The organism is Streptomyces tubbatahanensis (assembly GCF_022699385.1).
GTDB lineage: Bacteria > Actinomycetota > Actinomycetes > Streptomycetales > Streptomycetaceae > Streptomyces > Streptomyces diacarni.
This window is the reverse complement of record NZ_CP093846.1, coordinates 1,560,888-1,586,314: the sequence shown is the minus strand read 5'-3', so window position 1 is coordinate 1,586,314 and position 25,427 is coordinate 1,560,888. Positions and strand designations below refer to the sequence as shown.

Here is a 25,427-nt window from a genome sequence, read left to right as displayed (position 1 = left end):
TGCGCGACCCGGCGTCTCTCCTGCCTTCTGCACCCTGAGTGAAGGACCGTGATCGACGTGAAGGTCGGTATCCCCCGCGAGGTCAAGAACAACGAGTTCCGCGTCGCCATCACCCCGGCCGGGGTGATGGAACTGGTCCGGAACGGCCACCAGGTGTTCGTCGAGAAGAACGCCGGAGCGGGCTCCTCCATCCCCGACGGTGAGTACGCCGCGGCAGGCGCCGCCGTCCTGGACACCGCCGACGAGGTGTGGGCCACCGCCGACCTGCTGCTCAAGGTCAAGGAGCCGGTCGCCGAGGAGTACCACAGGCTCCGCAAGGACCAGACGCTCTTCACCTACCTGCACCTGGCCGCTTCCCGGGAGTGCACGGACGCGCTGCTTGAGGCGGGCACCACGGCCATCGCCTACGAGACGGTCGAGCTGCCGAACCGCACCCTGCCGCTGCTCGCCCCGATGTCCGAGGTGGCCGGGCGCATCGCCCCGCAGGTCGGCGCCTACCACCTGATGGCCTCGGCGGGCGGCCGCGGCGTACTGCCCGGCGGCGTGCCAGGGGTCGACCCGGGGCGCGCGGTCGTCATCGGCGGCGGCGTCTCCGGCTGGAACGCCACCCAGATCGCCGTCGGCCTGGGCTTCCACGTCACGCTGCTCGACAAGGACGTCAACAAGCTCCGCGAGGCCGACAGGATCTTCGGCACCCGGGTGCGCACCATCGCCTCCAACGCCTTCGAGTTGGAGCGCGCCGTGCTGGAGGCCGACCTGGTCGTCGGCGCCGTTCTCATCCCCGGCGCCAAGGCCCCGAAGCTGGTCACCAACGACCTGGTGTCCCGCATGAAGCCCGGAAGTGTTCTTGTCGACATCGCGATCGACCAGGGCGGCTGCTTCGAGGACTCGACGCCGACCACGCACGCCGAGCCGATCTTCCCGGTGCACGACTCGGTCTTCTACTGCGTCGCCAACATGCCCGGCGCGGTGCCGAACACCTCCACGCACGCGCTGACCAACGCGACGCTGCCCTACATCGTGGAGGTCGCGGGCCGCGGCTGGCGCGAGGCGCTGCGCCGCGACCCGGCGCTCGCCAAGGGCCTCAACACGCACGACGGCGAGGTCACTTACGGCTCCGTCGGCGAGGCGCACGGCCTGCCGGTGCGCGACACCGCGTCCCTGCTCGGCTGAGGCGCGCGCCCGGCGAGCACGGAACCCGGCGGGGGAGGGCCCCATCGGATGCCGGGCCGCGACGCGGCCGGGTCAACCCCTCAGGTCAACGTCGGCAACATCACGTCACCGTCCGGACCGTGGCGCCACGGTCCGGACGGTGACGTCGTCATGCGCCCGTACGGCAACGCCAATTCGCCGCAAAAGTAACTGTCTCACCGATTTGCCCACCGGCGAATCGGCCCCGGTGTCACCCGGGGGCCTCTTGACACAGGGGGGCTCGCATACCGACACATCGTGCCGTCTCCGGCGGATTGTGTTGCTGCGGACCGCCGACACGCCATAGAGTCGCCAACCGTCGGCATGGTGTCACGCTGACTAGTCGAGAAATTTCCTGGTCACCTTAGGAGGTAAGACGACTTGTGAACGAGTCGACATTTTCTCCCGGGGGTGGTCAACCAGGAGCGCCTGCACTCGGCCAGGGGCCCTCGGGCCCCACAGGTCCCGAGGCTGTCGGCTCCGTCGCTGTCCGCACCTTCGCAGCCCACCAGAACCCGACGCACACCATGACAGCCAACCAGAGCACGGACGGCCAACACGTGAACGCCACGGCCGGCGACGCTACGAACGGTCAGTCCGCCGAGCGTTTCGCCGACTACACCGATCCGCACTACGACCCCAACTACGGCGAACTGCCCGAGGGGCACTTCTACGACCCGGACGCGGAGTACGAACCCGATCCGGAGTACGCGGCCACGCTCGCGCCCGACGCGGCGCGCCAGCGGCGTGAACGCATCGGCCCGACCGGGCGCCCGCTGCCGTACTTCCCGATCCCCGGACCGGTCAACGAGCACGGCCCCGCCAAGATCATCGCGATGTGCAACCAGAAGGGCGGGGTCGGCAAGACGACCTCCACCATCAACCTGGGCGCCGCACTCGCGGAGTACGGGCGGCGGGTGCTGCTGGTCGACTTCGACCCGCAGGGCGCCCTGTCCGTCGGCCTCGGCGTCAACCCGATGGAGCTGGACCTGACGGTCTACAACCTCCTGATGGAGCGCGGCCTGGCCCCCGACGAGGTGCTGCTGAAGACGGCGGTCGCCGGCATGGACCTGCTGCCCAGCAACATCGACCTGTCGGCAGCCGAGGTCCAGCTCGTCAGCGAGGTGGCCCGCGAGTCCACCCTCCAGCGCGCCCTCGGACCGCTGCTGAGCGACTACGACTTCATCGTCATCGACTGCCAGCCCTCGCTCGGCCTGCTCACCGTCAACGCGCTGACCGCGGCGCACAAGGTGATCGTGCCCCTGGAGTGCGAGTTCTTCGCGCTCCGCGGTGTCGCGCTGCTGACCGAGACGATCGAGAAGGTCCAGGAGAGGCTCAACCCGGAGCTGGAGCTCGACGGGATCCTGGCGACGATGTACGACTCGCGCACCGTGCACAGCCGTGAGGTGCTCGCCCGCGTCGTCGAGGCGTTCGACAACAACGTCTACCACACGGTCATCGGGCGTACCGTCCGCTTCCCCGAGACGACCGTCGCGGGCGAACCGATCACGACGTACGCCTCCAACTCCGTCGGCGCCGCCGCCTACCGCCAGCTCGCCAGGGAGGTGCTCGCCCGGTGCCACGCCGAGTGAGTCTCCCGGCAGCCGACGAATTGTTCCGTACGACCGGTGGCGCCGCGGTCCAGTCGTCGGCGCCGCAACAGGGGCCACCCGCACAGGTCGGCCAGGTGAACGGCGAGACGGCGCCGCCCCCGCAGGGGGGCACGGGTGGCGCCTCGCCGTCCACCGCGCCGAAGGTGCCGGGGCCGTCCCCCGAGCCCGCGGCCGAGTCCGAGGGCGGCGACCACACCGCGGCCGAGGAGTCCGGCAGCCAGGCCACCGCCGACCCGGCCGAGCACGCGGGCCGCCAGGGCCGCGGCACCGGCAAGCCGGAGGCCCAGCGCCCCACCACCCCGCCCCAACAGGCGTCCCCCGCCCAGGGCGAGCGGTCCGCACGGCGCGGCGGCGGCACCAAGAACCGCCAGGCCCAGGCGTCTTCGGCGGCCCCACGAGGACGACGTGCGGCCCGCAGGCCCAGCGGGCGTGAGCGCCACGACGAGAAGATCACCGTCTACGTCTCGGCCGAAGAGCTGATGGACCTCGAACACGCGCGGTTGGTGCTGCGCGGCGAACACGGCCTCGCCGTCGACCGCGGCCGCATCGTCCGCGAGGCGGTCGCCGTGGTCCTCGCCGACCTCGAATCCCGCGGAGACGCGAGCATTCTCGTACGGCGGTTGCGCGGGCGCTGACCTGCTTGCCAGTACGCTGCCTGCGATGCCCCCACCGACTCCGAACGACGCGCGCGGCCACCGGGGCCCCCGCCGACCGCTGGGGCGGGGGCCCGCGGTGGCGCACGAGCCGCCGGAGCCGCAGCCCGCCGAACGGACCGCTCAACAGACCGGCCCCGAAGGAGAACCGGACACCACCGTCGAACCGCCGGCGGACGCGGAGCCGGAGGCCGCCGGGGAGGCGGACGACGGCCGCTTCCGCGTCGTCCTGGACAACTTCGAAGGCCCCTTCGACCTCCTCCTCCAACTCATCTCCAAGCACAAGCTGGACGTCACCGAGGTCGCGCTCTCCAAGGTCACCGACGAGTTCATGGCGCACATCCGCGCCATGGGGCCCGCGTGGGACCTCGACCAGACCACCGAGTTCCTCGTCGTCGCCGCCACGCTGCTGGACCTGAAGGCCGCACGGCTGCTGCCACAGGCCGAAGTGGAGGACGAGGCGGACCTGGCGCTGCTGGAGGCCCGCGACCTGCTCTTCGCCCGACTGCTCCAGTACCGCGCCTACAAGGAGATCGCCACGATCTTCGCCGGCCGCCTGGAGACGGAGGCCCGGCGCTTCCCCCGCACGGTGGGGCTGGAGCCGCACCACGCCGAGCTGCTGCCCGAAGTGGCGCTCAGCGTCGGCCCCGAGGGCTTCGCCAGGCTGGCGGTCAAGGCGATGCGGCCCAAGCCGAAACCGCAGGTGTACGTCGAGCACATCCACGCGCCCCTCGTCAGCGTCCGGGAGCAGGCCGAGGTGGTCGTCGCGCGGCTGCGGGAGCGGGGCGAGGCCAGCTTCCAGGAGCTGACCGAGGACACCACCGACACCCTCACCGTCGTCGCCCGCTTCCTCGCGCTGCTGGAGCTCTACCGCGAGCGGGCCATCGAGCTGGACCAGGACGAGGCGCTGGGCGCGCTGCTCGTACGGTGGAGCGGCACGGCCGACACCGCACCCGTGGTGACCGACGAGTTCGACCAGGAGCCGGGAGCGGGCAAGCAGGAGCCAGGGGAGCACAGGGATGAGTGACACAGCAGCCGGCACGGCCGAGGAGACCTACGAGGTCCAAGAAGCCGTCGGCGAGGGCACCGAACCGCCCGCCGGCGGCTCCGATGTCGCTCAGCTGGAGCTGAAGCCCGCCTTGGAGGCGGTCCTCATGGTCGTGGACGAACCCGCCACGGCCGAGCACCTGGCCAAGGTGCTCCAGCGACGGCCCCGCGAGGTCTCCGACGCCCTGCGCGAGCTGGCCGACGAGTACACCGTCCAGGGGCGCGGCTTCGAGCTGCGGCTGGTCGCCGGCGGCTGGCGCTTCTCCACGCGCGGTGACTACGCGGACGCGGTCGAGCGCTTCGTGCTCGACGGCCAGCAGGCGCGGCTGACCCAGGCCGCGCTGGAGACCCTCGCCGTCGTCGCCTACCGGCAGCCGGTCAGCCGCTCCCGCGTCTCGGCCGTACGCGGTGTGAACTGCGACGGCGTCATGCGTACGCTGCTCCAGCGCGGTCTTCTGGAGGAGGCGGGCACAGAACCCGAGACAGGTGCGATCCTTTACAGGACGACGCATTACTTTCTGGAGCGGATGGGCCTGCGCGGCCTGGACGAGCTTCCGGAACTGGCGCCCTTCCTTCCGGAGGCGGAGGCCGTGGAGGGGGAGACCCCAGAAGGCATGCCGTCGTTCGACGTAGACGATCCTTCCCCCGAGTCCCAGACGGAACATTGATGCGAAGCAGCGGCAGGAACACCGGCGGTAACCGAGGCGGCAAACAGGGCGGCGCGGGCCGCGGCGGCCAGGGCGCCCCGCGCGGCGGCACCCCACGCGGCGGCGCCCCGCGCGGCCAGGGCGGCGGCCGGCGGGGCCGGGACGAGCAGTCCCGCCAGCCCCGCCCCGAGGAGCGCCGCTACACCCAGCCCGGCGGCCGCCCGAGCGGCGACGGCCGACCGGGCGACCAGGGCGGCGGCCGCGGCGGCCCCAAGCCCCAAGGCACCCAGAAGCCCCGAGGCGGCCAGAAGCCCCAGAGCGGCCAGGGCGGCCGTGGCGGCCAAGGCGGTGGCAACACCCGCAAGAACGTCACCAAGAGCGGCGCCCCCAAGGCGCGCGACCGCAGGGCCTCGGCGCCCGCACGCCCCCGCGAGTACGAGGCCCAGATCGAGGAGCGCAACCGCGCCCGGCACAGCAAGCCCGCCGTCAAGCTCCCCAAGACCTTCGGCGAGCAGGAAGGCGAGCGCCTCCAGAAGGTGCTGGCCCGCGCCGGTATGGGCTCCCGCCGGGCCTGCGAGGAACTGGTCGACCAGGCCAGGGTCGAGGTCAACGGCAAGATCGTCGTCGAGCAGGGGCTGCGCGTCGACCCGGAGAAGGACGAGATCAAGGTCGACGGGCTGACCATCGCCACCCAGTCCTACGTCTTCTTCGCCCTGAACAAGCCGGCCGGCGTCGTCGCCTCGATGGAGGACCCCGAAGGCCGCCAGTGCCTGGGCGACTACGTCCAGAACCGCGAGACCCGGCTCTTCCACGTCGGCAGGCTCGACACCGAGACCGAGGGGCTGATCCTGCTCACCAATCACGGTGAGCTGGCCCACCGCCTCACCCACCCGCGCTACGGCGTGACGAAGACCTACCTGGCCGCCATCCAGGGCCCGCTGCCGCGGGAACTGGGCAAGCAGCTCAAGGACGGCATCCGGCTGGACGACGGCTTCGCCCGCGCCGACCACTTCCGCGTGGTCGAGAATCACGGCAAGAACTACCTCGTGGAGGTCGCCCTCCACGAGGGCCGCAAGCACATCGTGCGGCGCATGCTCGCCGAAGCCGGCTTCCCCGTCGAAAAACTCGTCCGCACCCGCTTCGGCCCCATCGCCCTGGGTGACCAGAAGTCCGGCTGGCTCCGCCGCATGACCAACACGGAAGTAGGCATGCTCATGAACGAGGTAGACCTCTAACACCCCCATGCCGGGCCCTCTCACACCGGAGAGCACCCGCACATACCCCGGGGGCTCCTAGGGGGGCGAAGCCCCCGTAGCGGGGGGCATTTGGGGGGCGGAGCCGCCCCAAAGCCTGGTCGGCGAGACCCCGGGGGCTTGGGGGCGGAGCCCCCAAACAGAGGGCAACACCCACAGGGGTGGGCGGCCTCCATGGAATGGAAAGGCCATGGGGGGCCCGCCCCACAGGAGGGGGCCAACGGGGCGGAGCCCCGATCAAGACCAGAGGCCCAGAGCGAGAGCTCTCCCCTCCGCATCGCGCCGAACCTCCAGCATCCCCGCCACCGCCGACCGATTGACCCGCCCATAAATCAGCGGAGCAGGCTCCCACCGCACCCGTGCGTCCAACCGCTGTTCGTCGATCATGAGCGCCATCACGGGCCCGACCGCCGCGCGGAACCGCGCGTCGGCGACGGCCAGCGCGTGCTGTTCGTCGGCGGTGCAGGGGATGAAGCCGTCCTCGGCGAGCACGCGCGGGGAGTAGGGACGGTCCGGGGCCAGCAGCCAGTCGTCCAGCGGGACCACGTGGAAGATCATGCCTTCACTTGTACCGCCTCACCGGCCGGGCGGCCCGCACATGCACACGTGCGCAGTACGCACCCCACCTCGGGTCCGTATCCTGACCCACGGCACTGAGCCCCCGGACGGCCCCACCCCACCGCGCCCCACCCCACCGCGCCCCCCACCCCACCCACTCACCCACCCACCCGCAAGGACACCGGACAGTCATGCGTACAGCCCTCGTGCTCGGCACGGGCCTCATCGGTACCTCGGCCGCGCTCGCCCTCGCCGCGCGCGGGGTACGGGTGCACCTCAGCGACCGTGATCCGGAGCGGGCGCGTACGGCCGCCGCGCTGGGCGCGGGCACGGAGGGTGAGCCGGAGCCGGGCTCACCCGTCGACCTGGCCATCGTCGCGGTGCCGCCCGCGCACATCGCCGAGACCGTCGCCCACGTGCAGCGCCGCGGGCTGGCGCGCGGAGTGATCGACGTGGGCAGCGTCAAGGGCGGGCCGCGCCGGGAGCTGACCGAGCTGGGCGGCGATCTGACGACCTACCTGGGCAGCCACCCGATGTCGGGCCGGGAGCAGTCGGGCCCGCTGGCGGCGACGGCCGACCTGTTCGAGGGGCGGCCGTGGGTGCTGACGCCGACGCCTGGCACCGACACAGAGGTGCTGAACCTCGCGCTGGAGCTGATCGCGCTGTGCGGGGCGGTACCGGTGGTGATGGAGGCGGACGCGCACGACCGGGCCGTCGCTCTCGTCTCGCACACGCCGCAGCTGCTGTCCAGCCTGGTCGCGGCACGGCTGGTGGAGGCCGCCGAGACGGACGTGCGCCTGTGCGGCCAGGGCATCCGTGACGTGACCCGGATCGCGGGCTCCGATCCGGGGATGTGGGTGGACATCCTGTCGGCCAATCCAGGACCTGTGGCCGACGTCCTCGCCGTCGTCGCCGACGATCTGCGGGCGGCGGTCAGGTCGCTGCGGGAGCTGGGCTCGGCGGACGAGGCGGAGCGGGCCAGCGGCGCCGAGGGCGTCGAGATGCTGCTGCGCAGCGGCAACGCGGGCCGGGCCAGGGTTCCGGGCAAGCACGGGCAGGCGCCGGCCGCCTACGAGACGGTGACCGTGCTCATCAGTGACCGTCCCGGACAGCTCGCGAGGATCTTCGCTGACGCCGACTCGGTGGGGGTCAACATCGAGGACGTCCGCATCGAGCACGCGACGGGCCAGCAGGCCGGCTACATGCAGCTGATGGTGGAGCCGGGCGCGGTGCCGGTGCTGGAACAAGAACTCAGAGACCGCGGCTGGTCCCTACGCCAGTAGGCCCCTCGGGGCCCACCCCGCCCCGGATCCACCCAGGACCCGGCTGACCACCCGGGCCGGGGGACCACCCCAGGGACGGGGGGGGCGACCAGGGCCGGGGGACCACCCCAGGGACGGGGGGCGACCAGGCCCGGGGACCACCCCGGGCACCCGGACCGTCCGGGGCCGCCCGGGGAGGGGGCCCGCCTCGTCACCCGGACCGTCCCGAGACGGTCCGGGACGCGCGGCATGGCCCACCCACGACAGCCGGTAGCCTTGTGCGGGGGAATCAGGCGCCCCCCGCCGCCCCACGCGCCGCGCGCGCCGAGAGCCCGTAGATCCACGAAAGGTGCCCACCACCGTGTCCGCGACCCCCGCAGCAGTGATTGTCGCCATCGACGGCCCCTCCGGCACGGGCAAGTCGAGCACCTCCAAGGCCGTCGCGGCCCAGCTGGGGCTGAGCTACCTGGACACCGGCGCGCAGTACCGGGCGATCACCTGGTGGATGCTCAGCAACGGTGTGGACGTCTCGGACCAGCAGGCGATCGCCGCCGCGGCGGACAAGCCCAGCATCGTCTCGGGCACCGACCCCCGGCAGCCGGCCATCTCGGCGGACGGGCTCGACGCCGCGGGCCCGATCCGCACGCAGGAGGTGACGGCCGCGGTCAGCGCGGTCAGCGCCGTACCCGAGGTGCGCACCCGGATCACCGAGCTCCAGCGGACGATCGCCGCCTCAGCGGACGGCGGCATCGTCGTCGAGGGCCGGGACATCGGCACCACGGTGCTGCCGGGGGCCGACCTGAAGGTCTTCCTCACCGCCTCGCCCGAGGCCAGGGCGGCTCGCCGCAGTGGCGAGCTGAAGACCACAGAAGGCAAGCCGGTCACGGATCTGGCCGCCACCCAGCAGGCGCTGACCGCCCGCGACAAGGCGGACTCCAGCCGCAAGACCTCTCCTTTGAAGAAGGCGGACGACGCCGTGGAGGTGGACACCACGGAGCTGACCTTGGAGCAGGTCATCGAGTGCGTGGTCACCCTGGTGGAGAAGGCCGCGGCACGCAAGGCTGAGGGGGAGCCGGTGGAGGAGGCGGCGCGGTGACGCCGAAGGACTCCGCTCCCGGCGCCCCAGGCGAGCGGGGCTCGGCTCCCGGCGCCCCAGGCGAGCGGGGCTCGGCTTCCGGCGCTCCCGGCGAACGGGGCTCCGCTTCCGGGGACCCCGGCGAGCGGGGAGCCGCCGTCGGCCGCCGGATCGGCCTGGGGCTGATGCACTCGCTGTGGCGGCCCCGGGTACTGGGCGCGTGGCGGGTCCCGCCGGGCGGCCCGGTGATCATGGCGGTCAACCACGCGCACAACGTCGACGGCCCGATGCTGATGGGGACGGCGCCGCGCCCCGTGCACTTCCTGATCAAGAAGGAAGCGTTCGTGGGCCCGCTCGACGCGTTCCTGCGCGGCATCGGCCAGCTGAAGGTGGACCGTACGTCAGCCGACCGGAACGCCGTCACCAGCGCGCTGGGGGTGCTGGCGCGCGGCGGGGTGCTGGGGATCTTTCCCGAGGGCACCCGGGGCGAGGGCGACTTCGCCTCGCTGCGCTCCGGGCTCGCCTACTTCGCGCTGCGCTCCGGTGCGCAGGTCGTCCCGGTCGTGGTGCTCGGCAGCGCGGACCGCCCCGGGCGGCTGATACGGGCGCTTCCGCCGCTGCGCAGCCGGGTGGACGTGGTCTTCGGTGACCCTTTCACCGTGGGCGACGGCTCGGGGCGCCGGACGCGCAAGGCGTTGGATCAGGCCACCGTTCAGCTCCAGGAGCGGCTGACCGCACATCTGAAAGACGCCAGGCGGCTGACCGGCCGCTGATCCGTACCGCCGAGCCGGCCGCCGCGACCTGCGGCCGCCGCCGGTGAGCCCGGCCCCGGTCCCTGGACGGGATCGCTGAACGACGAGGACGAGACGTCATGAACGACCAGATGCAGCCCGCCGACGACGGCACCGAGCACGGGCACGGTGAGCTGGGTGACGCCGAGTTCGCCGAGTTCCTGGAGATGGCCGCCGAGGAGGGCTTCGACCAGGAGGAGGTCGAGGGCGCGCTCGGCGAGGCCGGGCACGGGCCGCTGCCGGTGCTGGCGGTCGTCGGCCGCCCCAATGTCGGGAAGTCGACGCTGGTGAACCGGATCATCGGCCGCCGCGAGGCGGTCGTCGAGGACCGCCCCGGCGTCACGCGTGACCGGGTGACCTACGAGGCCGAGTGGGCGGGCCGCCGCTTCAAGGTCGTCGACACCGGCGGCTGGGAGCAGGACGTCCTGGGTATCGACGCCTCGGTCGCCGCACAGGCCGAGTTCGCGGTGGAGGCCGCCGACGCGGTGGTGTTCGTGGTGGACGCCACGGTGGGTGCCACCGACACCGACGAGGCCGTCGTCAAGCTGCTGCGCCGCGCGGGCAAGCCGGTGGTGCTGTGTGCCAACAAGGTCGACGGGCCCTCGGGCGAGGCGGACGCCACCTACCTGTGGGCGCTGGGCCTGGGCGAGCCGCACCCCGTCTCGGCGCTGCACGGTCGCGGTACGGGCGACATGCTGGACGAGGTGCTCAAGGCGCTGCCCGAGGCGCCCCGCGAGACGTTCGGCGGGGTGGCGCTGGGCGGGCCGCGCCGGATCGCCCTCATCGGCCGCCCGAACGTCGGCAAGTCCTCGCTGCTGAACAAGGTGGCGGGCGAGGAGCGCGTCGTCGTCGACGAGTTGGCCGGCACCACCCGCGACCCGGTGGACGAGCTGATCGAACTCGGTGGCAAGACCTGGAAGCTGGTGGACACCGCCGGCATCAGGCGCCGGGTCCATCTGACCGAGGGCGCCGACTACTACGCGTCGCTGCGCACCGCGGCGGCGCTGGAGAAGGCCGAGGTCGCGGTCGTCCTGATCGACGTGAGCGAGTCGATCAGCGTGCAGGACCTGCGGATCATCACCATGGCCGTCGAGTCGGGCCGCGCCGTCGTGCTGGCCTACAACAAGTGGGACACGCTGGACGAGGAGCGCCGCTTCTACCTGGAGCGGGAGATCGAGCGGGACCTGGTGCAGGTGCGGTGGGCGCCGCGCGTCAACGTCTCGGCGCGCACCGGGCGGCACGTGGAGAAGCTGGTGCCCGCGATCGAGACGGCGCTGGCCGGCTGGGAGACGCGGGTGCCGACCGGGAAGCTGAACGCGTTCCTCGGTGAGATCGTGGCCTCGCACCCGCACCCGGTGCGCGGCGGCAAGCAGCCCCGCATCCTCTTCGGTACCCAGGCGGGCACCAAGCCGCCGCGCTTCGTGCTGTTCGCCTCCGGGTTCCTGGAGGCGGGCTACCGACGTTTCGTGGAGCGGCGGCTGCGCGAGGAGTTCGGGTTCGAGGGGACGCCGCTGCAGATCTCGGTGCGGGTACGGGAGAAGCGCGGCCGCAAGAAGTGACGGTGCGCGGGGTGGGCCCCGCCCGGCCACCTCAGTGGTGGTGACCGTGGCGGGGCGCCGGGGGCAGTGCGGGCAGGTGCCAGGCGGGCGCGTGCCAGGAGGTGCTGGGCCCGTCCTCGTCACGCCAGGATCCTGTGCCCGTGCCGTGCACCGTGCCGAACCCCACGAACCGCAGCTCCTCTTCGCCCGTGCGGTCGCCCGGCAGCGCACGGAAGAGTCTGCGGTACTCCGCGTACAGCGAGTCGTAGATGGGTGTCGACCCTTCCGGTGACGCGCTGTGCGGCGACCGCATCCTGGGGACGACGAAGGTCCCCGAAGGGGCGGGCACCCGGCTGCTGCCGTGGTGGGCGGGGTGGGCTCGGAGAGGCTCGTATGGCTGCACGTCTGCCCAACGACCGTGCGGCGTGCCGGATGCGGGCCCGCGCCGCGAATGACCTGATCGCAGGGGTGGTCGCGCGCCGCTCACGCCGTGGCCCCCGGTGCGGTGCGGCGGCTCATGTGCCCGCCAGCGGCATCGTTCCCGCGACCAGCAGGCCGCCGGCGGCCGCCTTCTCCAGCGCCTCCCGCAGCAGGTCCTCGCGGGGCTGCTGCCCGATGGATCCCGCGGGCGCCGCGTAGACGAGCACGGTGTGGCTCTTGGCGGCAGCCGTGCGCCAGCCGTCGGTGACGGCGAGCGGCTGGTGTGCCTGCCACCATGCGACCGGCTGGGTGCCGGGTGAGGCGGGGGGCTGCAGGATGGCGTGCAGCTGGCCCATGGCCAGCAGCACCGACCATCCGGCGACCGGTGCGGGCTGCCGGGCCACGTCGTCGACCGGCAGGAAGCCGTGCTCGATCAGCAGCGGCAGGAACTCGTCGCCCGGACCGTCGGAGCCGGGGCGTGCGATGGGGCCTGTCGGCTCGACCACGATGGCCGGATGCAGCGTGTCGTCGAGGAGCACCTGCCCGCACGTCACGCCGAGCACGGCCTGCCTGGCGTTCGGCTGGGGGCCCGCACCGGCGGGGGGTGCGGTGGCCGCCGCCGCTTCCTGGCCCGGGCCGCTCCCCGGCTCGGCGCCGGGCTCGCCGGCGGCCAGTGTGCGTACGGCGCCCTGGAGCTGGTCCTCGGAGACGGTGACCACCTGGGAGGGGATGCACGCGGCGTGGGCGAAGGCGAGGACGGCCGTCTCCTCCCCGACGAACAGCACGGTGCTGGTGCGTTCATGGCGGGGGTTGCCACGGGCGCGGCACGAGGTGCAGTCGTACTCTCCCGGGGTGTTCTCTCCGGCGAGCAGCCTGTCGGCTTCTGCTTCGCCGATCTCGGCGCGTACGGCGTCGCTGACATCGAGCATGGGGGACACGGGGACTCCTGGCTTTCGGTTCGGCGTTCGCCTGGACAACGGGCGGCCTGTGGTAACGGTCACGCGCGGGCGCGTGACGGCCGTCCGTATCCGCCGGTATCCGGTCACATACGCGGGGCACGGGCTCACGCACCGTCAACAGAGCGGCGGAGGACGGGAGTTCGACTCGTGAAGTGACTCACAGCGAGCGCCTCACCCTGTCAACTACTGCCCGGATTGCGGGACTTTGGGGGTGTCCGAAAATCGTTGTTATACGGAGTAACCAGCATCTGACCTGGTCAGATGAGGATCTGGTTTCAATCCGGGCGAGGTACCCCATACATTTCACGACGGTGCAACGCGCACCACCCGGGACAGGCGGCACGAGAGCGGGCGTCAGGTGCGCCCCGCCACTCGTCCGCTCGGGGGAACGAGGGGGACCCCGGGTTCGTGGAGAGGGTTTGATTTGTTCAAGCGTCGTACAGCAGCGGTGCTCACGGGTGCCGGTATCGCCGCCCCGCTCGCCCTGCTCGCCGCGATGGCTCCGACGGCCTCGGCGGCGTCGAACGACGGAGTGTGGGACCGCATCGCCCAGTGCGAGAGCGGTGGGAACTGGCAGACCAACACCGGCAACGGGTACTTCGGCGGTCTTCAGTTCTCGAACAGCACATGGCAGGCCTACGGCGGTGGCTCCTACGCCTCCACCGCCGACAAGGCCAGCAGGTCGCAGCAGATCGCCGTGGCCACCAAGGTGCAGCAGGCCCAGGGCTGGGGAGCCTGGCCCAACTGCTCCCAGCAGGCCGGGGCCTCCGGTACGCCGCCGCAGTCGGCGCCGGTGCCGGACCAGAACCAGAGCCGGGGCCAGGGCCAGGACCAGAGCCAGAGCGGGCAGCAGTCGCAGGACCGGCCCGCCACGCACCCCGACCGCAGTGCGGTGCGCGGTGGTGCGGGTGACTACACCGTCAAGTCCGGCGACACTCTCGGCTCCATCGCGGCAGCGCACGGGAAGGGCTGGAAGAACCTCTACACCGCCAACAAGGACGTCATCGGCTCCGATCCCGACTTCATCGTCATCGGCCAGAAGCTCGACGTCTGAGGCGTCGGGCAGCTCATCGGCTGACCCCTCACCGAGGGGAGCGGCCCCGCCGGGTCAGGTGCCCGGCGGGGCCGCGCTCGTGTCCGCCCCCGGCGCCGCGGAGCAACGATCAGGGGAGAGGCGGAGTTCCCCGCACAAGGTCACAGAAGTGAAACCGTTCAGAACTCTTCTGAAACAACCTGCTCAGCGCACCCAACCCTCCCAGGTACTTAACGGTCTAGCTTGGTGACAGTGCGGACAGAGGGGGACTGACCGCAAGGACGCGATGGACTCGGGTAAAATGCACATCTCCTTTTTGCTCCACAACGGGTACGCCATCGGGGGAACCGTCCGTACCACCTACAACCTGGCCCGCTGCCTCGCCGAACACCACGACGTGGAGGTCGTCTCGGTCTTCCGCACCCGCGACCGGCCGGTCTTCGACCCCGGGCCAGGAGTCAGACTCCGGCACCTCGTCGACACCCGCGGCATGCGCACGCCCGCCGACCTGGGAGCCGAACACGCGCGGCCCGCCCAGGTCTTTCCGCGGGCCGACGGCAAGTACCCGATGTACAGCGGCCTGACCGACCGCCTCATCGGGGAACACCTGGCCGGCACCGACGCCGATGTCGTCATCGGCACCAGGCCCGGGCTCAACACCCACCTCGCGCGCCAGACCAGGCGCGGCCCGGTGCGCCTCGGCCAGGAACACCTCACCCTCGCGACCCACTCGCGCAACCTGAAGCTCGTGCTGCGCAGCGTCTACCCCCGGCTCGACGCGCTGACCACCGTCACCGAGGCCGACGCCGCCGACTACCGCCGCGCACTGCGCCTGCCCGGTGTCCGCATAGAGGCCGTGCCCAACAGCGTGCCGGCCCCGGGGGTCACCCCGGCCGACGGCAGCAGCAAGTGGGTCGTCGCCGCGGGACGACTCGCTCCCGCCAAGCGGTACGACCTGCTGATCAGGGCGTTCGCCAAGGTCGTGGCCGAGCGCCCCGACTGGCGCCTGCGGATATACGGCGGTGGGCGCGAGAGACCGGGGCTGCGAGCGCTGATAGACGAACTCGACCTCTACAACCACGTCTTCCTCATGGGCGCCATCCACCCCATCGAACCCGAGTGGGCCAAGGGGTCGATCGCCGCGGTGACCTCCTCTCTGGAGTCGTTCGGTATGACCATCGTCGAGGCCATGCGCTGCGGCCTCCCCGTCGTCGCCACGGACTGCCCGCACGGCCCCGCCGAGATCATCCGGCCCGGCGTCGACGGGCGACTCGTCCCGACGGGAGACGAGAACGCCGTCGCCTCCGCGCTGCTCGGACTCATCAACGACGACGCACTGCGCCGCCGCATGGGCCAGGCCGCACTCGCCGACTCGGCGCGCTTCGACCCCGCCAGGATCGGAGCCCGCTACGAGTCGCTCATGCGGGACCTCGCCGGCAAGGGCAGCCGCGGGCTGCACCGCACCCGCGCCTCGCTGCTGGGCGGGGCCTACGCGGTCAAGGACGCCCTCCGGGGAACGGCGTACACGGCGCTCCAGACGGGACGCACAGCATGAGCGGCACCACCACCCGGACACCGACGAACGCGGCCGAGACCACCCCCCAGGCCTCCCCGCCCCCGGAACCCCTCCCCACCGCCGCAGGGGAGCAGCACCACCCGAACGCTGGAGAACCCGTGCGCGCACAACCCGCCGAGCGCGGCCCGACGGCCGACTGCACCGCCGACAGCGCAGGCGGCCTCACCTTCGACGTACGGCTCCCCGCGGGCGTCTCGCACGGCGCGGACGCCGGGCTGCTGCTGCGCCGCCGCCCGGGCCCCTCCGGCGAGACCGAGGAGGTCAGGCTCCCGCTGGCGCCTGTCCAAGAGGCCGCGGACGGCACGCTGCGCGCGGCGCTGCCCAGCACCGTCCGGCTCAGCGAGGGCCGCTGGAACGTCTTCCTCCTCCTGGCGGGGCAGCAGCCGCGCCGGCTGGCGCCCGGCATCAACGATCTGCGCTCCCTGGTGGACCGCGTCCCCCACGAGAGCCGCACCTGGCTGGGTGTGCGCATCCCGTACGCCACCAAGCACGGCAACCTCAGCGTCCGTTCCTGGATGCGCTGGCCGCACGCGGAAGCCGGGGCGCTGTGCGTCCACGACGGCGGACTGGAACTGACAGGGCGGCTCTACGGCGCCGAGGTGAAGCCGACCGCCCGCCTGGAGGCCCGGCCCCGGCGGGTGGAGGCCACCGCTCCCGTGCTGGTCGAGGTGGTCCCTTCGGCCGCCGACCCGAGGGAGTTCACCGTCACTCTGGCGTACCCGGCGCTGGCCGCGCACCGGCTGTGGGACCTGTGGCTGCGCCCCGACGAGGGCGCCGAGGCGGTGCGCGTCGCCCGCATCCTCGACGACGTCGCCGACAAGAAGCGGATCTTCACCTACCCGGCGCAGGCCGTGGAGGTCGCGGCCGCTGCCGGCGAGGAGCCGGCGCTCACCGCGAAGCCCTACTACACGCTCAACAACGACCTGGCCGTGCGCGTCGACCGCACGGAGCCCTGAACGACCGGTTCCGTCCCTGACCGGGCGCGCAGCCCTTCGAGGCCGTTCGCGGACCCCGTGTCCGCGAACGGTGCGGGACGGCGTGCGCGCCCCCGCGGAGCGGGCTGCCGAGTTCGAGGTGCGCGAGCCGCAGGAGTTGAGAGCGTGCGCCGGCGCGCTGCGCGACCGGTTGTCCCGCTCTCCGGAAGGCCGGGCGACGCCGCACATATAGCAGGACCAGTCGACTTCGGCATCTCTTCCGACTGTCTTAAGGCGCCCTTCGCCTCCCGTTCCGGAATTCATGAGAACGGCTCCGGCGCCGCTATTTCCGCACGCCCGAACGAAATGCGGAATCCGTCGAATTGAGGCCGCGCGGAAGGCACGTACGAGTGACACAGGCAACCGCCGACTGTGCACGGTGTGTTGTGACACAAGCGTGACGGCGCCGGGATGCGGGCCGTACTTGCCGGGTGTGCGCGCCCTGCGCATACGGTGGCCCCATGGCACCGGAACCCGTGAACCCGCAACGCCCCGACGACGACCCGGAGACCTACGTGGGCCTGGCCGCGCAGGAGGCCGAGCGCCGCGCCCGCGAACGCGGCTGGACCAGCGTGCGGCAGCTGGAGCCCGACGCGATCATCACCATGGAGTACGTCGTCGGGCGGCTCAACCAGGCGGTCAAGGACGGTCAGGTGGTGCGCTGCTGGCAGGGCTGACCAGCGGCGGAAGGGCCGGTTGCCGGCTCAGTAGCGCGACGCGGGAGCGTGCGCCTCGTCGGTCGCGCGGGGCATCGCCGCGCTCCGGTTGCCGGAGCCGGAGTCCTGCGCGGGCACCCGGGGGCCGACCAGCTTGCCCCGCGCGGAGACCGGCTGCCCCGTGGGGGAGGAGGCGGGCGCGGGCGCCAACCGTGACCCCGCCGTGGTGAACCGCTCACGCAGTGCGTAGACGAACGCCTCGACCCGCAGGATCGCCGGCTCGCACCAGGGCAGCCCCAGCAGGATCACCAGCCCCGCGGCCCAGCCCAGCAACACGTCGCTCACCCAGTGCGTACCGAGGTAGACGGTGGTGGCGCCGACGCCGAGGGCGAAGACCGCCCCGACGACGGACAGCCAGCGTCTCGCGAGCGGCGTGGTGGCGAGGTAGGCGAGAATGCCCCAGGTCACGACGGCGTTGGCGGTGTGGCCCGAAGGAAATATATCGCCGCCCTTGAGGAGCTCGGCCGAGCCGATCTCCGTGGCGTAGTGCGGTCCCAGCCGCCCCAGGCCGATCTTGACGGCACCGACCGAGACGTTGAGCAGCAAAAGGGCGAACGCCAGCGCCAGCAGCGGCCGCAGTGTGCGCTGCCGCCAGGAGCGCCAGCCCAGCCAGGCGGCCACCAGCACCGCCGTCGGTCCGCGCTGCCCCAGCACCACGAAGGCGTCCAGGAAGCCGTGGATGGCGGGCCACTGCTTGTACGGGCGGAAGAGCATGACCTGCCAGTCGAGCTGGACGAGCCACGTCGTGCCCAGGACGGCGACCACGATCGCCAGGTAGAAGGCGACCGTGACGCTGAACAGACCCAGCCGGACGCGGCTCATCCGCGGGAACGGGCCACAGGGGCGGTGAGGCTCCTGCTCCAGCCGGGAGAAGATTCGGTCGGTACGCACCTAATCGAGATTACCGCGCGTGAAGAGTGCCTTCGGCGAGGGCGGGCTCTTCGTGATGCCGATGTGATGTGCAAAAGCGCCCCGCGCAGGCTTAGGTTCTGTTTATCTCGGTCGATTCCCGGGCCGATTGATTGTGCTGAGACGACCGTGAAGCGACGCGTGTCACAGGGCGGTTGACGGCAATTCCCGCCATTCCCCGTGAGCGGTACGGCTTTCCGCGGCGGCCGGGCGGCGCGGTGGAGACGGGAGCGGGCGCCGGGCGTGGTGGCCCCCGGCGCCGCGGCGGCCCTGGGCGGTCGGCCCTGGGCGGTCCGCTCGACCGGGCTCGAAGGGCACTCGGGGCTCAGGGCGGTCCCGAGCCGTTCAGCCACCAGGCGCCGTAGACGGCCGAGGCCGCCGCGAGCGCGCCGAGGGTGAGCGCCGCGCGGGCGGGCCGCCAGCGGGACAGCGCCGCGGCGCAGGGCAGCAGCAGGGGGAAGGCGGGCAGCAGCAGCCGCGGCTTGGACCCGAAGTAGCCCTTGGCGCACAGGGCGAGCGCCACCACGATCCCCGCGTACACCAGCAGGGCGGAGGGCTGCCGCTGCCGCACGCACAGCGCGTACAGCCACAGCACCAGGGCGACGCCCGCCAGCAGTGCCAGGCCGCCGACGAACGTGCCGGTCAGGTTCTCCCAGACGAAGCGGGCGAACGCCCAGCCGCCGTCGAACCCGTTGCCCCACTGGCCCTGGACGTCCAGGTACCCGGTGACGCTCCGGGTGCGGACGCCCACCCAGGCCACGAACCCGAACCACCCCGCCGGGGCGAGCAGCAGTCCCAGCGCCATGCGCGCCCCGGGGCCCCGCCGCCGGCGCCACAGCTCGCAGAGCGCCGCGCACCACACCCCCGCCACGACCGCGGCGCCCACCGGGCGGGTCAGCCCCGAGAGCGCGGCCAGCGTCCCGGCCCACACCCAGCGACCTGTCAGCGCCGCCCACAGCGCCCAGGCCGCCAGCGCGGTGAACAGTGACTCGCTGTAGGCCATCGACTGCACCACGCCGACCGGTACCGCCCCCCACAGCACCGCCAGGCAGACCCCGGCACGGGGCCCGTGCAGCCGCTCGCCGACCAGATAGAGCGCCCACGCCGTGGCCAGTGAGGCGACCGCGCTCACCAGCAGGCCCGCGTCGGGTGCCGAGAGCGGCGAGAGCTGTGCGAAGCCGCGTTCGAGCGCCGGAAGCAGCGGAAAGAACGCCAGGTCCGAGTGGACCCCGCCCTCGGGCAGCCGCACCTGGTAGCCGTACCAGCCCTCGGCGACCCGGGTGTACCAGAGCGAGTCCCAGCGGGCCGCGAGCAGCGTGTGCGGGCTCGTGCCCCGTGTCGCGCTCCACACCGCCAGCACGGCCAGCCCCAGCGCGCGGACACCCGCGTACGCCAGCACGGCGGTGACGACCCGGCGACGCTCCGTCGCACGGACATCCGGGGAAACATCCGTACGGTTTCGGAGGTGGCCGGCATCGGCGAGTTCAGTCATCCGGACGATTATTGGTCACAGCCCGCGGGCCCCCAGCGGCGGGAGCGACCCCTCCCGGCGGACCGAGCGGACCGGGCAGCACACGAACACCGCTGGAAAACGGCCGTCATGCACGCCCGGATCCCGGGCAGATGCACTGGCGCCGATACACCCGTTGAATGGGGGAGCGGTGGACGCCCGCTACGACTCGCGTACGCTAACCGGCACTCGCCCCTCCACACCGGGCCGGGACCGACGCCGAGCGGGCCACGCGGGCAGCACGCCGCCCCCGGCAACCGTCCCACCCCCCAGACGGCCGGCCGACGGGTGCGAGAGCAACAGGAGGTGCTGTACATGTCCGGGACGACCACGGCCACAGCGCGGCAGGCGGCGGACGTCCCCGAAGGCGGAGCGGACAGCCGCGGGCCCGTCGGACAGGCCAACCGATGGGTCGTGCTCGTCGTCCTGTGCGCGAGCCTGCTCGTGGTGGCCGTCGACGCCACCGTGCTGCACGTCGCCGTCCCCGCCGTCTCGGAGGACCTGCGCCCCGGCTCCATTGAGCTGCTGTGGATCGTCGACGCCTACCCGCTGGTCTGCGCCTCTCTGCTGATCCTCTTCGGCACGCTCGGTGACAAGATCGGCACCCGCAGAGTGCTGCTGTTCGGCTACACGTTCTTCGCTGTCGCCTCGGCCCTCGCCGCCTACGCGCACACCGCAGGCGTCCTGATCGGCGCCCGCGCCCTCCTCGGCGTCGGCGGCGCCATGATCATGCCCGCCACCCTCTCGATACTCCGCCAGGTCTTCCCCGACCGCCGCGAGCGCGCCCTGGCCGTCGGCATCTGGAGCGCCGTCGCCGCCGTCGGCGCCGCCGTCGGCCCCCTGGTGGGCGGCGCGCTGCTGGAACACTTCTGGTGGGGCTCGGTCTTCCTGATCAACCTCCCCCTGATGGCGGTCGGCCTGCCGCTGGGGCGCTGGCTGCTGCCCGAGTCCGTCACCGGCAGCGAGGGGCCGTGGGACGTCCTCGGGGCCCTGATGGCGGCCGCCGGGCTCTTCGGCGTGATACTCGGCGTCAAACAGGCCGGTGGCGGCGAACCGCTCTCCCCCCTGTGCTGGCTCCCCCTCGCCGTCGGAGCCGCGCTCATCACCCTGTTCGTCCGCCGCCAGCGCCGGCGCACCCAGCCGCTCATCGACTTCGGCACCCTCACCCGCGCCGCCTTCGGCACCTCCGTCGGCTGCATCGTGCTGACCGTGCTGGCGCTCGTCGGCCTCGCCCTGATAGCCGCCCAGTACCTCCAGCTCGTCCTCGGCCTCTCCCCGCTGGAGACCGGCCTGCGGCTGCTGCCGCTGTCCGTCGCCGCCATCGCCGCCGGGCTCCTCGGCTCGCGGCTGCTGGCACTGCTCGGACCGCGCACGATGGTCGCGCTCGGCTTCGTGGCCACCGCCGTCGCCGTGCTCTGCCTCCTCGGAGTGGGCCAGCACGACCGCCCGGGACTCCTCGTCGGCGGCTTCGTGCTGCTCGGCTTCGGGCTGGAGACGACGCTGTTCGGCTGCTACGAGTCGATGCTCAGCGAGGCCCCCGCCGAACAGTCGGGCGGCGCGGCGGCCGTCGGCGAGACCGCCTACCAGCTCGGCGCCGGCATCGGCATCGCCCTCCTCGGAAGCGTCATGAACGCCGCCTACGGGCCGGGCGTCCGCGACGCGGCCGACCGCTTCGGCATCCCCGGCGGCGACGGAGCCGACGCCAGCCACTCCCTGGGCGAGGCGTACGGGGTCGCCGACCGCCTCGGCGGCGGCACCGGAGCCGCGCTCAAGGAGGCGGCGCGCGCCTCGTTCGTGACGGGGCTGCACGTGACGCTGCTGGTCAGCGCGGCGCTGCTGTTCCTCGGGGCGTTGGCGGCCCTGCGGTTGCCGCGCCATATGGAGGGGGCGGGTGCCGGGCAAAACGGTTTGCCCGGCGTCGGGCAGGACGGTGCCCCTGGCGTCGGGCAGGACGGTGTCCCTGGCGTCGGGGAGGACGGTTTGCCCGGCGTCGGGCAGGACGGTGTCCCTGGCGTCGGGGAGGACGGTGCCCCTGGCGTCGGGCAGGACGGTTTGCCCGGTGTGGGGCAGGACGGTGCCCCTGGCGTCGGGGAGGACGGTTTGCCCGGTGCCGGGCAGGATGGTTTGCCCGGTGTGGGGGAGGGCGGTGCGTCCCGTGTTGGGGAGGACGCTTCGCCTGGTGCTGGGGAGGGCGGTGCGTCCCGTGTGGGGGAGGACGCTTCGCCTGGTGTGGGGGAGGGCGGTACGTCCCGTGTTGGGCAGGGCGGTTTGCCTGGTGCTGGGGAGGACGGTGCGTCCCGTGCGGGGGAGGGCGGTGTGCAGGCCGGGGGGCGGCCCTTGTCGTGGGGCGTTACCCGGTCGTAGCGTCGGCCGGGTATCCGTGATCGTTCCGCCCCGGAGGCCCCACCCATGACAGCGTTCGACGCGCACGATCCGCTGGGAATCGACGACCTGCTCAGCGACGAGGACCGCGCCGTGCGCGACACCGTGCGCTCCTGGGCCGCCGACCGCGTCACTCCGCACGTCGCCGACTGGTACGAGCGCGGCGAACTCCCCGGCATCCGCGACCTGGCCCGCGAACTCGGCTCTCTCGGAGCCCTCGGCATGTCACTGACCGGGTACGGCTGCGCGGGGGCCGGCGCGGTGCAGTACGGACTCGCCTGCCTGGAACTGGAGGCCGCCGACTCCGGCATCCGCTCCCTGGTCTCCGTCCAGGGCTCCCTCGCCATGTACGCCATCCACCGATTCGGCAGCGAGGAGCAGAAGCAGCACTGGCTGCCGTCCATGGCCTCGGGCGAGGTGATCGGCTGCTTCGGGCTGACCGAACCCGACCACGGCTCCGACCCCGCCGGCATGCGGACCCACGCCGAACGCGACGGCTCCGACTGGGTGCTGAACGGACGCAAGATGTGGATCACCAACGGCTCGGTCGCCGGGGTCGCCGTCGTGTGGGCCCGCACCGACGAGGGCATCCGCGGGTTCGTCGTCCCGACCGACACCCCCGGCTTCTCCGCGCCCGAGATCAAGCACAAGCTCTCCCTGCGGGCCTCGGTCACCAGCGAGCTCGTGCTGGACGACGTGCGGCTGCCGGCCGACGCCGTGCTGCCCGAGGCGCACGGGCTGCGCGGCCCGCTGAGCTGCCTGAGCCACGCGCGGTACGGCATCGTGTGGGGCTCCATGGGCGCCGCCCGCGCCTGCTTCGACACGGCGCTCGCGTACACGCGGGAGCGGGAGCAGTTCGGAAAGCCGCTCGCCGGATTCCAGCTCACCCAGGCCAAGCTCGCCGACATGGCCGTCGAACTCCACAAGGGCGTACTGCTCGCCCACCACCTGGGGCGGCGGATGGACGCCGGGCGGCTGCGGCCCGAACAGATCAGCTTCGGGAAGCTGAACAACACCAGGGAAGCGATCGAGATCTGCCGGGTCGCACGGACGCTGCTGGGGGCGAACGGGATCTCCATGGAGTACCCCGTCATGCGGCACAGCACCAACTTGGAGTCGGTGCTGACGTATGAGGGGACTGTGGAGATGCATCAGCTTGTGTTGGGGAAGGCGCTTACGGGGGTTGACGCGTTTCGGGGCTGAGCCTTTGTCCGGGCTGAGCTCTTGTGGGGCGGGCCCCCCATGTGCCCCCTTTCCATGGAGGCCGCCCACCTCTGAGGGCGTTGGACTCTGTCTGGGGGGCTCCGCCCCCCAGCCCCCGGGGTCTCGCCGGGGAGGCTTTGGGGCGGCTCCGCCCCCCAAATGCCCCCCGCTACGGGGGCTCCGCCCCCCTAGGAGCCCCCGCCAAGGGGCTTCGCCCCCTGGACCCCCACATGGGGCTGAGCCCCTGGCCCCCTGTGTGGGGGCCAGGGGTTAGCTCTGGTTGTAGAAGCCGCCCGGGTCGCGGTGGTCTTCGTTGGTGACGACGCTGTAGTCGGGTGGGGTCAGCAGGAAGACGCGGTTGGCTACGCGTTCGATGGAGCCTCGCAGGCCGAAGGTCAGGCCTGCCGCGAAGTCGACCACGCGCTTCGCGTCGGCCGAGTCCATGGCGGTGAGGTTCACGATCACCGGGACCCCGTCCCGGAAGAGTTCGCCGATGCCGCGCGCGTCGCGGAAGCAGTCCGGGCTGACGGTCGCGATCTTGGTGCCCTGGTCCTGGGCGGTCTCTGCCGTGACGCGGACTCTGGGGTCGGTGACCCACGGCTCCCGTGCGGCGTCCGCGGGTACCGGCCCCTCGGCCGGGCCGTCGTCCGTCCCGTCGGCATAGTCGTAGTAACGCATCTCGCTGTCGTCGACGAGGCCCAGCCAGGCACTCGCCTTGCGCACCGATCCCATGGACGCCTCCTTTCCTTCGCGCGGTGTCCCACTGTTCTCAGCGCTCCGCCGCGGGTCCGCAACCCCTATGGTCGTCCATGATGCTGATGATGCGCCAAGCGGATACCCATCCTGGCGGGGTTTCGTGACGGTTCTGGTGCAGAACTTCCGGCACTCGATCAGGGATCTCGTGTTAAGAGGCAGGTGAAGGAGCGCGAGAGGGTCCGCATTGTCCCGTTCCCGCCGGATGGGTGGCCGCCAAGGACATCCGAGTGAGCGACACCTTCCGCATCGTCCCGGGTTGACCTGGTGTTGACCAGGTCTGACTTCTCCCCGCTGTCCGTCGTCCCAAACGCCGAGGGAGTCCGAAAGAGGGTCTTGCCGGTCCGGAAAATCACGGCGAATACTCCATGCAGCGTTTGTCAGGAGCACGCTTTGATTTCCGTGATCGGGAGGAAAAGTGAAGACCAAGCGCATCACATCAGGTGACGGTGGGACACGCCGCAGACGCAACCGGCTGATCGCCGTCGCGTCGGGCATGGCGGCGGCCGGAGCGCTCATCGCGCCGGCCACGGCCTCCGCCGAAGCCCCCACCCCCCACACCTGGTCGGCCTCCGCGCTGGAGACGGCCAGCGACGCCGTGCGTTCGGCCGACGTGGCCGGCACCGCGTGGCACGTCGACAAGGAGAGCGGCAAGCTCGTCGTCACCGCCGACAGCCGCGTCTCGGGTGCCGAGCTGGCGCGGATCCGGCGGGCCGCCGGCGAGGTCGCGGGCGCTGTCGAGATCGAACGGGTCAAGGGCACGTACCGCACGTACCTTTCGGGCGGGGACGCCATCTACGCGGGCCAGTACCGCTGCTCGCTCGGGTTCAACGTCCGCAAGGGCGGCACGTACTACTTCCTGACCGCCGGGCACTGCACGGAGGGCGGCGGCAACTGGTACAGCGACTCCAGCCACTCCACTCTCATCGGCCCCACGGCGGGGTCGAGCTTCCCCGGCAACGACTACGGGCTGGTGCGGTACAGCAATTCCGCCCTCTCCCATCCGGGCACCGTCGGCAGCGTCGACATCACCGGCGCGGGGGACGCGCGCGTCGGCCAGAGCGTGACCCGGCGCGGGAGCACCACGGGCACCCACAGGGGACAGGTCACCGGTCTGAACGCCACGGTCAACTACGGGGGCGGCGACATCGTCTCGGGCCTGATCCGCACCACCGTGTGTGCGGAACCGGGGGACAGCGGCGGTCCTCTCTACGCGGGGAGTACGGCGCTCGGTCTCACCTCCGGTGGCAGCGGCGACTGCTCCAGCGGTGGCACGACCTTCTTCCAGCCGGTGCGTGAGGCTCTCAACGCGTACGGCGTGAGCGTGTACTGACGTCGTTCATCCCGCTGGGAGTACGGGTGGA

General features: G+C 72.2%; 23 protein-coding genes. 17 read left to right on the top strand and 6 right to left on the bottom strand.

The window, feature by feature from the left end; genetic code table 11:
• Positions 1-48 precede the first annotated feature (48 nt).
• From ald to MMF93_RS06830, 6 genes are all read left to right on the top strand, one after another.
• Positions 49-1,173, top strand: coding sequence for an alanine dehydrogenase (gene ald, locus MMF93_RS06855; protein ID WP_242750180.1), 1,125 nt, complete (start codon positions 49-51; stop codon positions 1,171-1,173).
• 545 nt (positions 1,174-1,718) lie between these two features.
• Positions 1,719-2,783: a ParA family protein gene (locus MMF93_RS06850; RefSeq protein WP_423835367.1), complete on the top strand. Its 1,065-nt coding sequence runs from the start codon at positions 1,719-1,721 to the stop codon at positions 2,781-2,783.
• Positions 2,780-3,439, top strand: a complete 660-nt coding sequence (locus MMF93_RS06845) for a hypothetical protein (RefSeq protein WP_242750178.1) — start codon at positions 2,780-2,782, stop codon at positions 3,437-3,439. Before MMF93_RS06850 ends, MMF93_RS06845 begins: the two co-directional genes overlap by 4 nt.
• 25 nt (positions 3,440-3,464) lie before the next feature.
• Positions 3,465-4,484: a segregation and condensation protein A gene (locus MMF93_RS06840; protein WP_242750177.1), complete on the top strand. Its 1,020-nt coding sequence runs from the start codon at positions 3,465-3,467 to the stop codon at positions 4,482-4,484.
• Positions 4,477-5,172: an SMC-Scp complex subunit ScpB gene (gene scpB / locus MMF93_RS06835; protein WP_242750176.1), complete on the top strand. Its 696-nt coding sequence runs from the start codon at positions 4,477-4,479 to the stop codon at positions 5,170-5,172. The genes MMF93_RS06840 and scpB overlap by 8 nt, the downstream gene beginning before the upstream one ends.
• Positions 5,172-6,386, top strand: coding sequence for a pseudouridine synthase (locus MMF93_RS06830; protein ID WP_242750175.1), 1,215 nt, complete (start codon positions 5,172-5,174; stop codon positions 6,384-6,386). The genes scpB and MMF93_RS06830 overlap by 1 nt, the downstream gene beginning before the upstream one ends.
• Before the next feature lie 255 nt (positions 6,387-6,641).
• Here MMF93_RS06830 and MMF93_RS06825 read toward each other — a convergent pair whose 3' ends face one another.
• Entirely contained in the window at positions 6,642-6,962 is a 321-nt protein-coding gene (locus MMF93_RS06825) for a DUF952 domain-containing protein (RefSeq protein WP_242750174.1), read from the bottom strand.
• 191 nt (positions 6,963-7,153) lie between these two features.
• On the opposite strand from MMF93_RS06825, the gene MMF93_RS06820 reads away from it, so the two are divergent.
• The 4 genes from MMF93_RS06820 to der all read left to right on the top strand — a co-directional run bounded on the left by MMF93_RS06820 (position 7,154) and on the right by der (position 11,649).
• Positions 7,154-8,245, top strand: a complete 1,092-nt coding sequence (locus MMF93_RS06820; protein ID WP_242750173.1) for a prephenate dehydrogenase — start codon at positions 7,154-7,156, stop codon at positions 8,243-8,245.
• Between the two features lie 340 nt (positions 8,246-8,585).
• Positions 8,586-9,320 (top strand): (d)CMP kinase, encoded by a 735-nt coding sequence (gene cmk / locus MMF93_RS06815; protein ID WP_341483237.1) that lies wholly within the window; start codon positions 8,586-8,588, stop codon positions 9,318-9,320.
• Between the two features lie 164 nt (positions 9,321-9,484).
• A complete protein-coding gene (locus MMF93_RS06810) occupies positions 9,485-10,072 on the top strand; it encodes a lysophospholipid acyltransferase family protein (protein ID WP_242757324.1) in 588 nt (195 codons plus the stop codon).
• Between the two features lie 98 nt (positions 10,073-10,170).
• Complete coding sequence (der, locus tag MMF93_RS06805; RefSeq protein ID WP_242750171.1) at positions 10,171-11,649, top strand: ribosome biogenesis GTPase Der; 1,479 nt, start codon at positions 10,171-10,173, stop codon at positions 11,647-11,649.
• A gap of 31 nt (positions 11,650-11,680) precedes the next feature.
• On the opposite strand, the gene MMF93_RS06800 is transcribed toward der, so the two are convergent.
• Together MMF93_RS06800 and MMF93_RS06795 are read right to left on the bottom strand one after the other, a co-directional pair.
• A complete protein-coding gene (locus tag MMF93_RS06800) occupies positions 11,681-11,941 on the bottom strand; it encodes a hypothetical protein (protein WP_242757322.1) in 261 nt (86 codons plus the stop codon).
• 202 nt (positions 11,942-12,143) lie between these two features.
• Positions 12,144-12,977 (bottom strand): hypothetical protein, encoded by an 834-nt coding sequence (locus tag MMF93_RS06795; RefSeq protein WP_242757320.1) that lies wholly within the window; start codon positions 12,975-12,977, stop codon positions 12,144-12,146.
• Between the two features lie 454 nt (positions 12,978-13,431).
• Between MMF93_RS06795 and MMF93_RS06790 the strand changes: the two genes are divergently transcribed.
• The 4 genes from MMF93_RS06790 (at position 13,432) to MMF93_RS06775 (ending at position 17,267) form a co-directional block, all read left to right on the top strand.
• Entirely contained in the window at positions 13,432-14,061 is a 630-nt protein-coding gene (locus MMF93_RS06790; protein ID WP_242750170.1) for a LysM peptidoglycan-binding domain-containing protein, read from the top strand.
• Between the two features lie 280 nt (positions 14,062-14,341).
• Positions 14,342-15,595: a glycosyltransferase family 4 protein gene (locus MMF93_RS06785; protein ID WP_242757318.1), complete on the top strand. Its 1,254-nt coding sequence runs from the start codon at positions 14,342-14,344 to the stop codon at positions 15,593-15,595.
• On the top strand, positions 15,592-16,572 hold the full coding sequence (locus MMF93_RS06780) for a hypothetical protein (RefSeq protein WP_242750169.1): 981 nt from the start codon (positions 15,592-15,594) through the stop codon (positions 16,570-16,572). Before MMF93_RS06785 ends, MMF93_RS06780 begins: the two co-directional genes overlap by 4 nt.
• A gap of 479 nt (positions 16,573-17,051) precedes the next feature.
• Positions 17,052-17,267: a hypothetical protein gene (locus MMF93_RS06775; RefSeq protein ID WP_242750168.1), complete on the top strand. Its 216-nt coding sequence runs from the start codon at positions 17,052-17,054 to the stop codon at positions 17,265-17,267.
• Between the two features lie 27 nt (positions 17,268-17,294).
• Here the strand turns inward: MMF93_RS06775 and MMF93_RS06770 are convergent, their stop codons facing one another.
• Positions 17,295-18,197 (bottom strand): phosphatase PAP2 family protein, encoded by a 903-nt coding sequence (locus tag MMF93_RS06770; RefSeq protein ID WP_242750167.1) that lies wholly within the window; start codon positions 18,195-18,197, stop codon positions 17,295-17,297.
• 343 nt (positions 18,198-18,540) lie between these two features.
• Positions 18,541-19,707 (bottom strand): glycosyltransferase family 39 protein, encoded by a 1,167-nt coding sequence (locus tag MMF93_RS06765; protein WP_242750166.1) that lies wholly within the window; start codon positions 19,705-19,707, stop codon positions 18,541-18,543.
• 333 nt (positions 19,708-20,040) lie between these two features.
• Between MMF93_RS06765 and MMF93_RS06760 the strand changes: the two genes are divergently transcribed.
• On the top strand, positions 20,041-22,089 hold the full coding sequence (locus tag MMF93_RS06760) for an MFS transporter (protein WP_242750165.1): 2,049 nt from the start codon (positions 20,041-20,043) through the stop codon (positions 22,087-22,089).
• Between the two features lie 45 nt (positions 22,090-22,134).
• Positions 22,135-23,310, top strand: coding sequence for an acyl-CoA dehydrogenase family protein (locus tag MMF93_RS06755; protein WP_114020355.1), 1,176 nt, complete (start codon positions 22,135-22,137; stop codon positions 23,308-23,310).
• A gap of 270 nt (positions 23,311-23,580) precedes the next feature.
• Here MMF93_RS06755 and MMF93_RS06750 read toward each other — a convergent pair whose 3' ends face one another.
• Positions 23,581-24,042, bottom strand: a complete 462-nt coding sequence (locus tag MMF93_RS06750) for a cell division protein SepF (protein ID WP_114020356.1) — start codon at positions 24,040-24,042, stop codon at positions 23,581-23,583.
• Between the two features lie 439 nt (positions 24,043-24,481).
• Between MMF93_RS06750 and MMF93_RS06745 the strand changes: the two genes are divergently transcribed.
• Complete coding sequence (locus tag MMF93_RS06745) at positions 24,482-25,396, top strand: S1 family peptidase (protein ID WP_242750164.1); 915 nt, start codon at positions 24,482-24,484, stop codon at positions 25,394-25,396.
• Positions 25,397-25,427 lie beyond the last annotated feature (31 nt).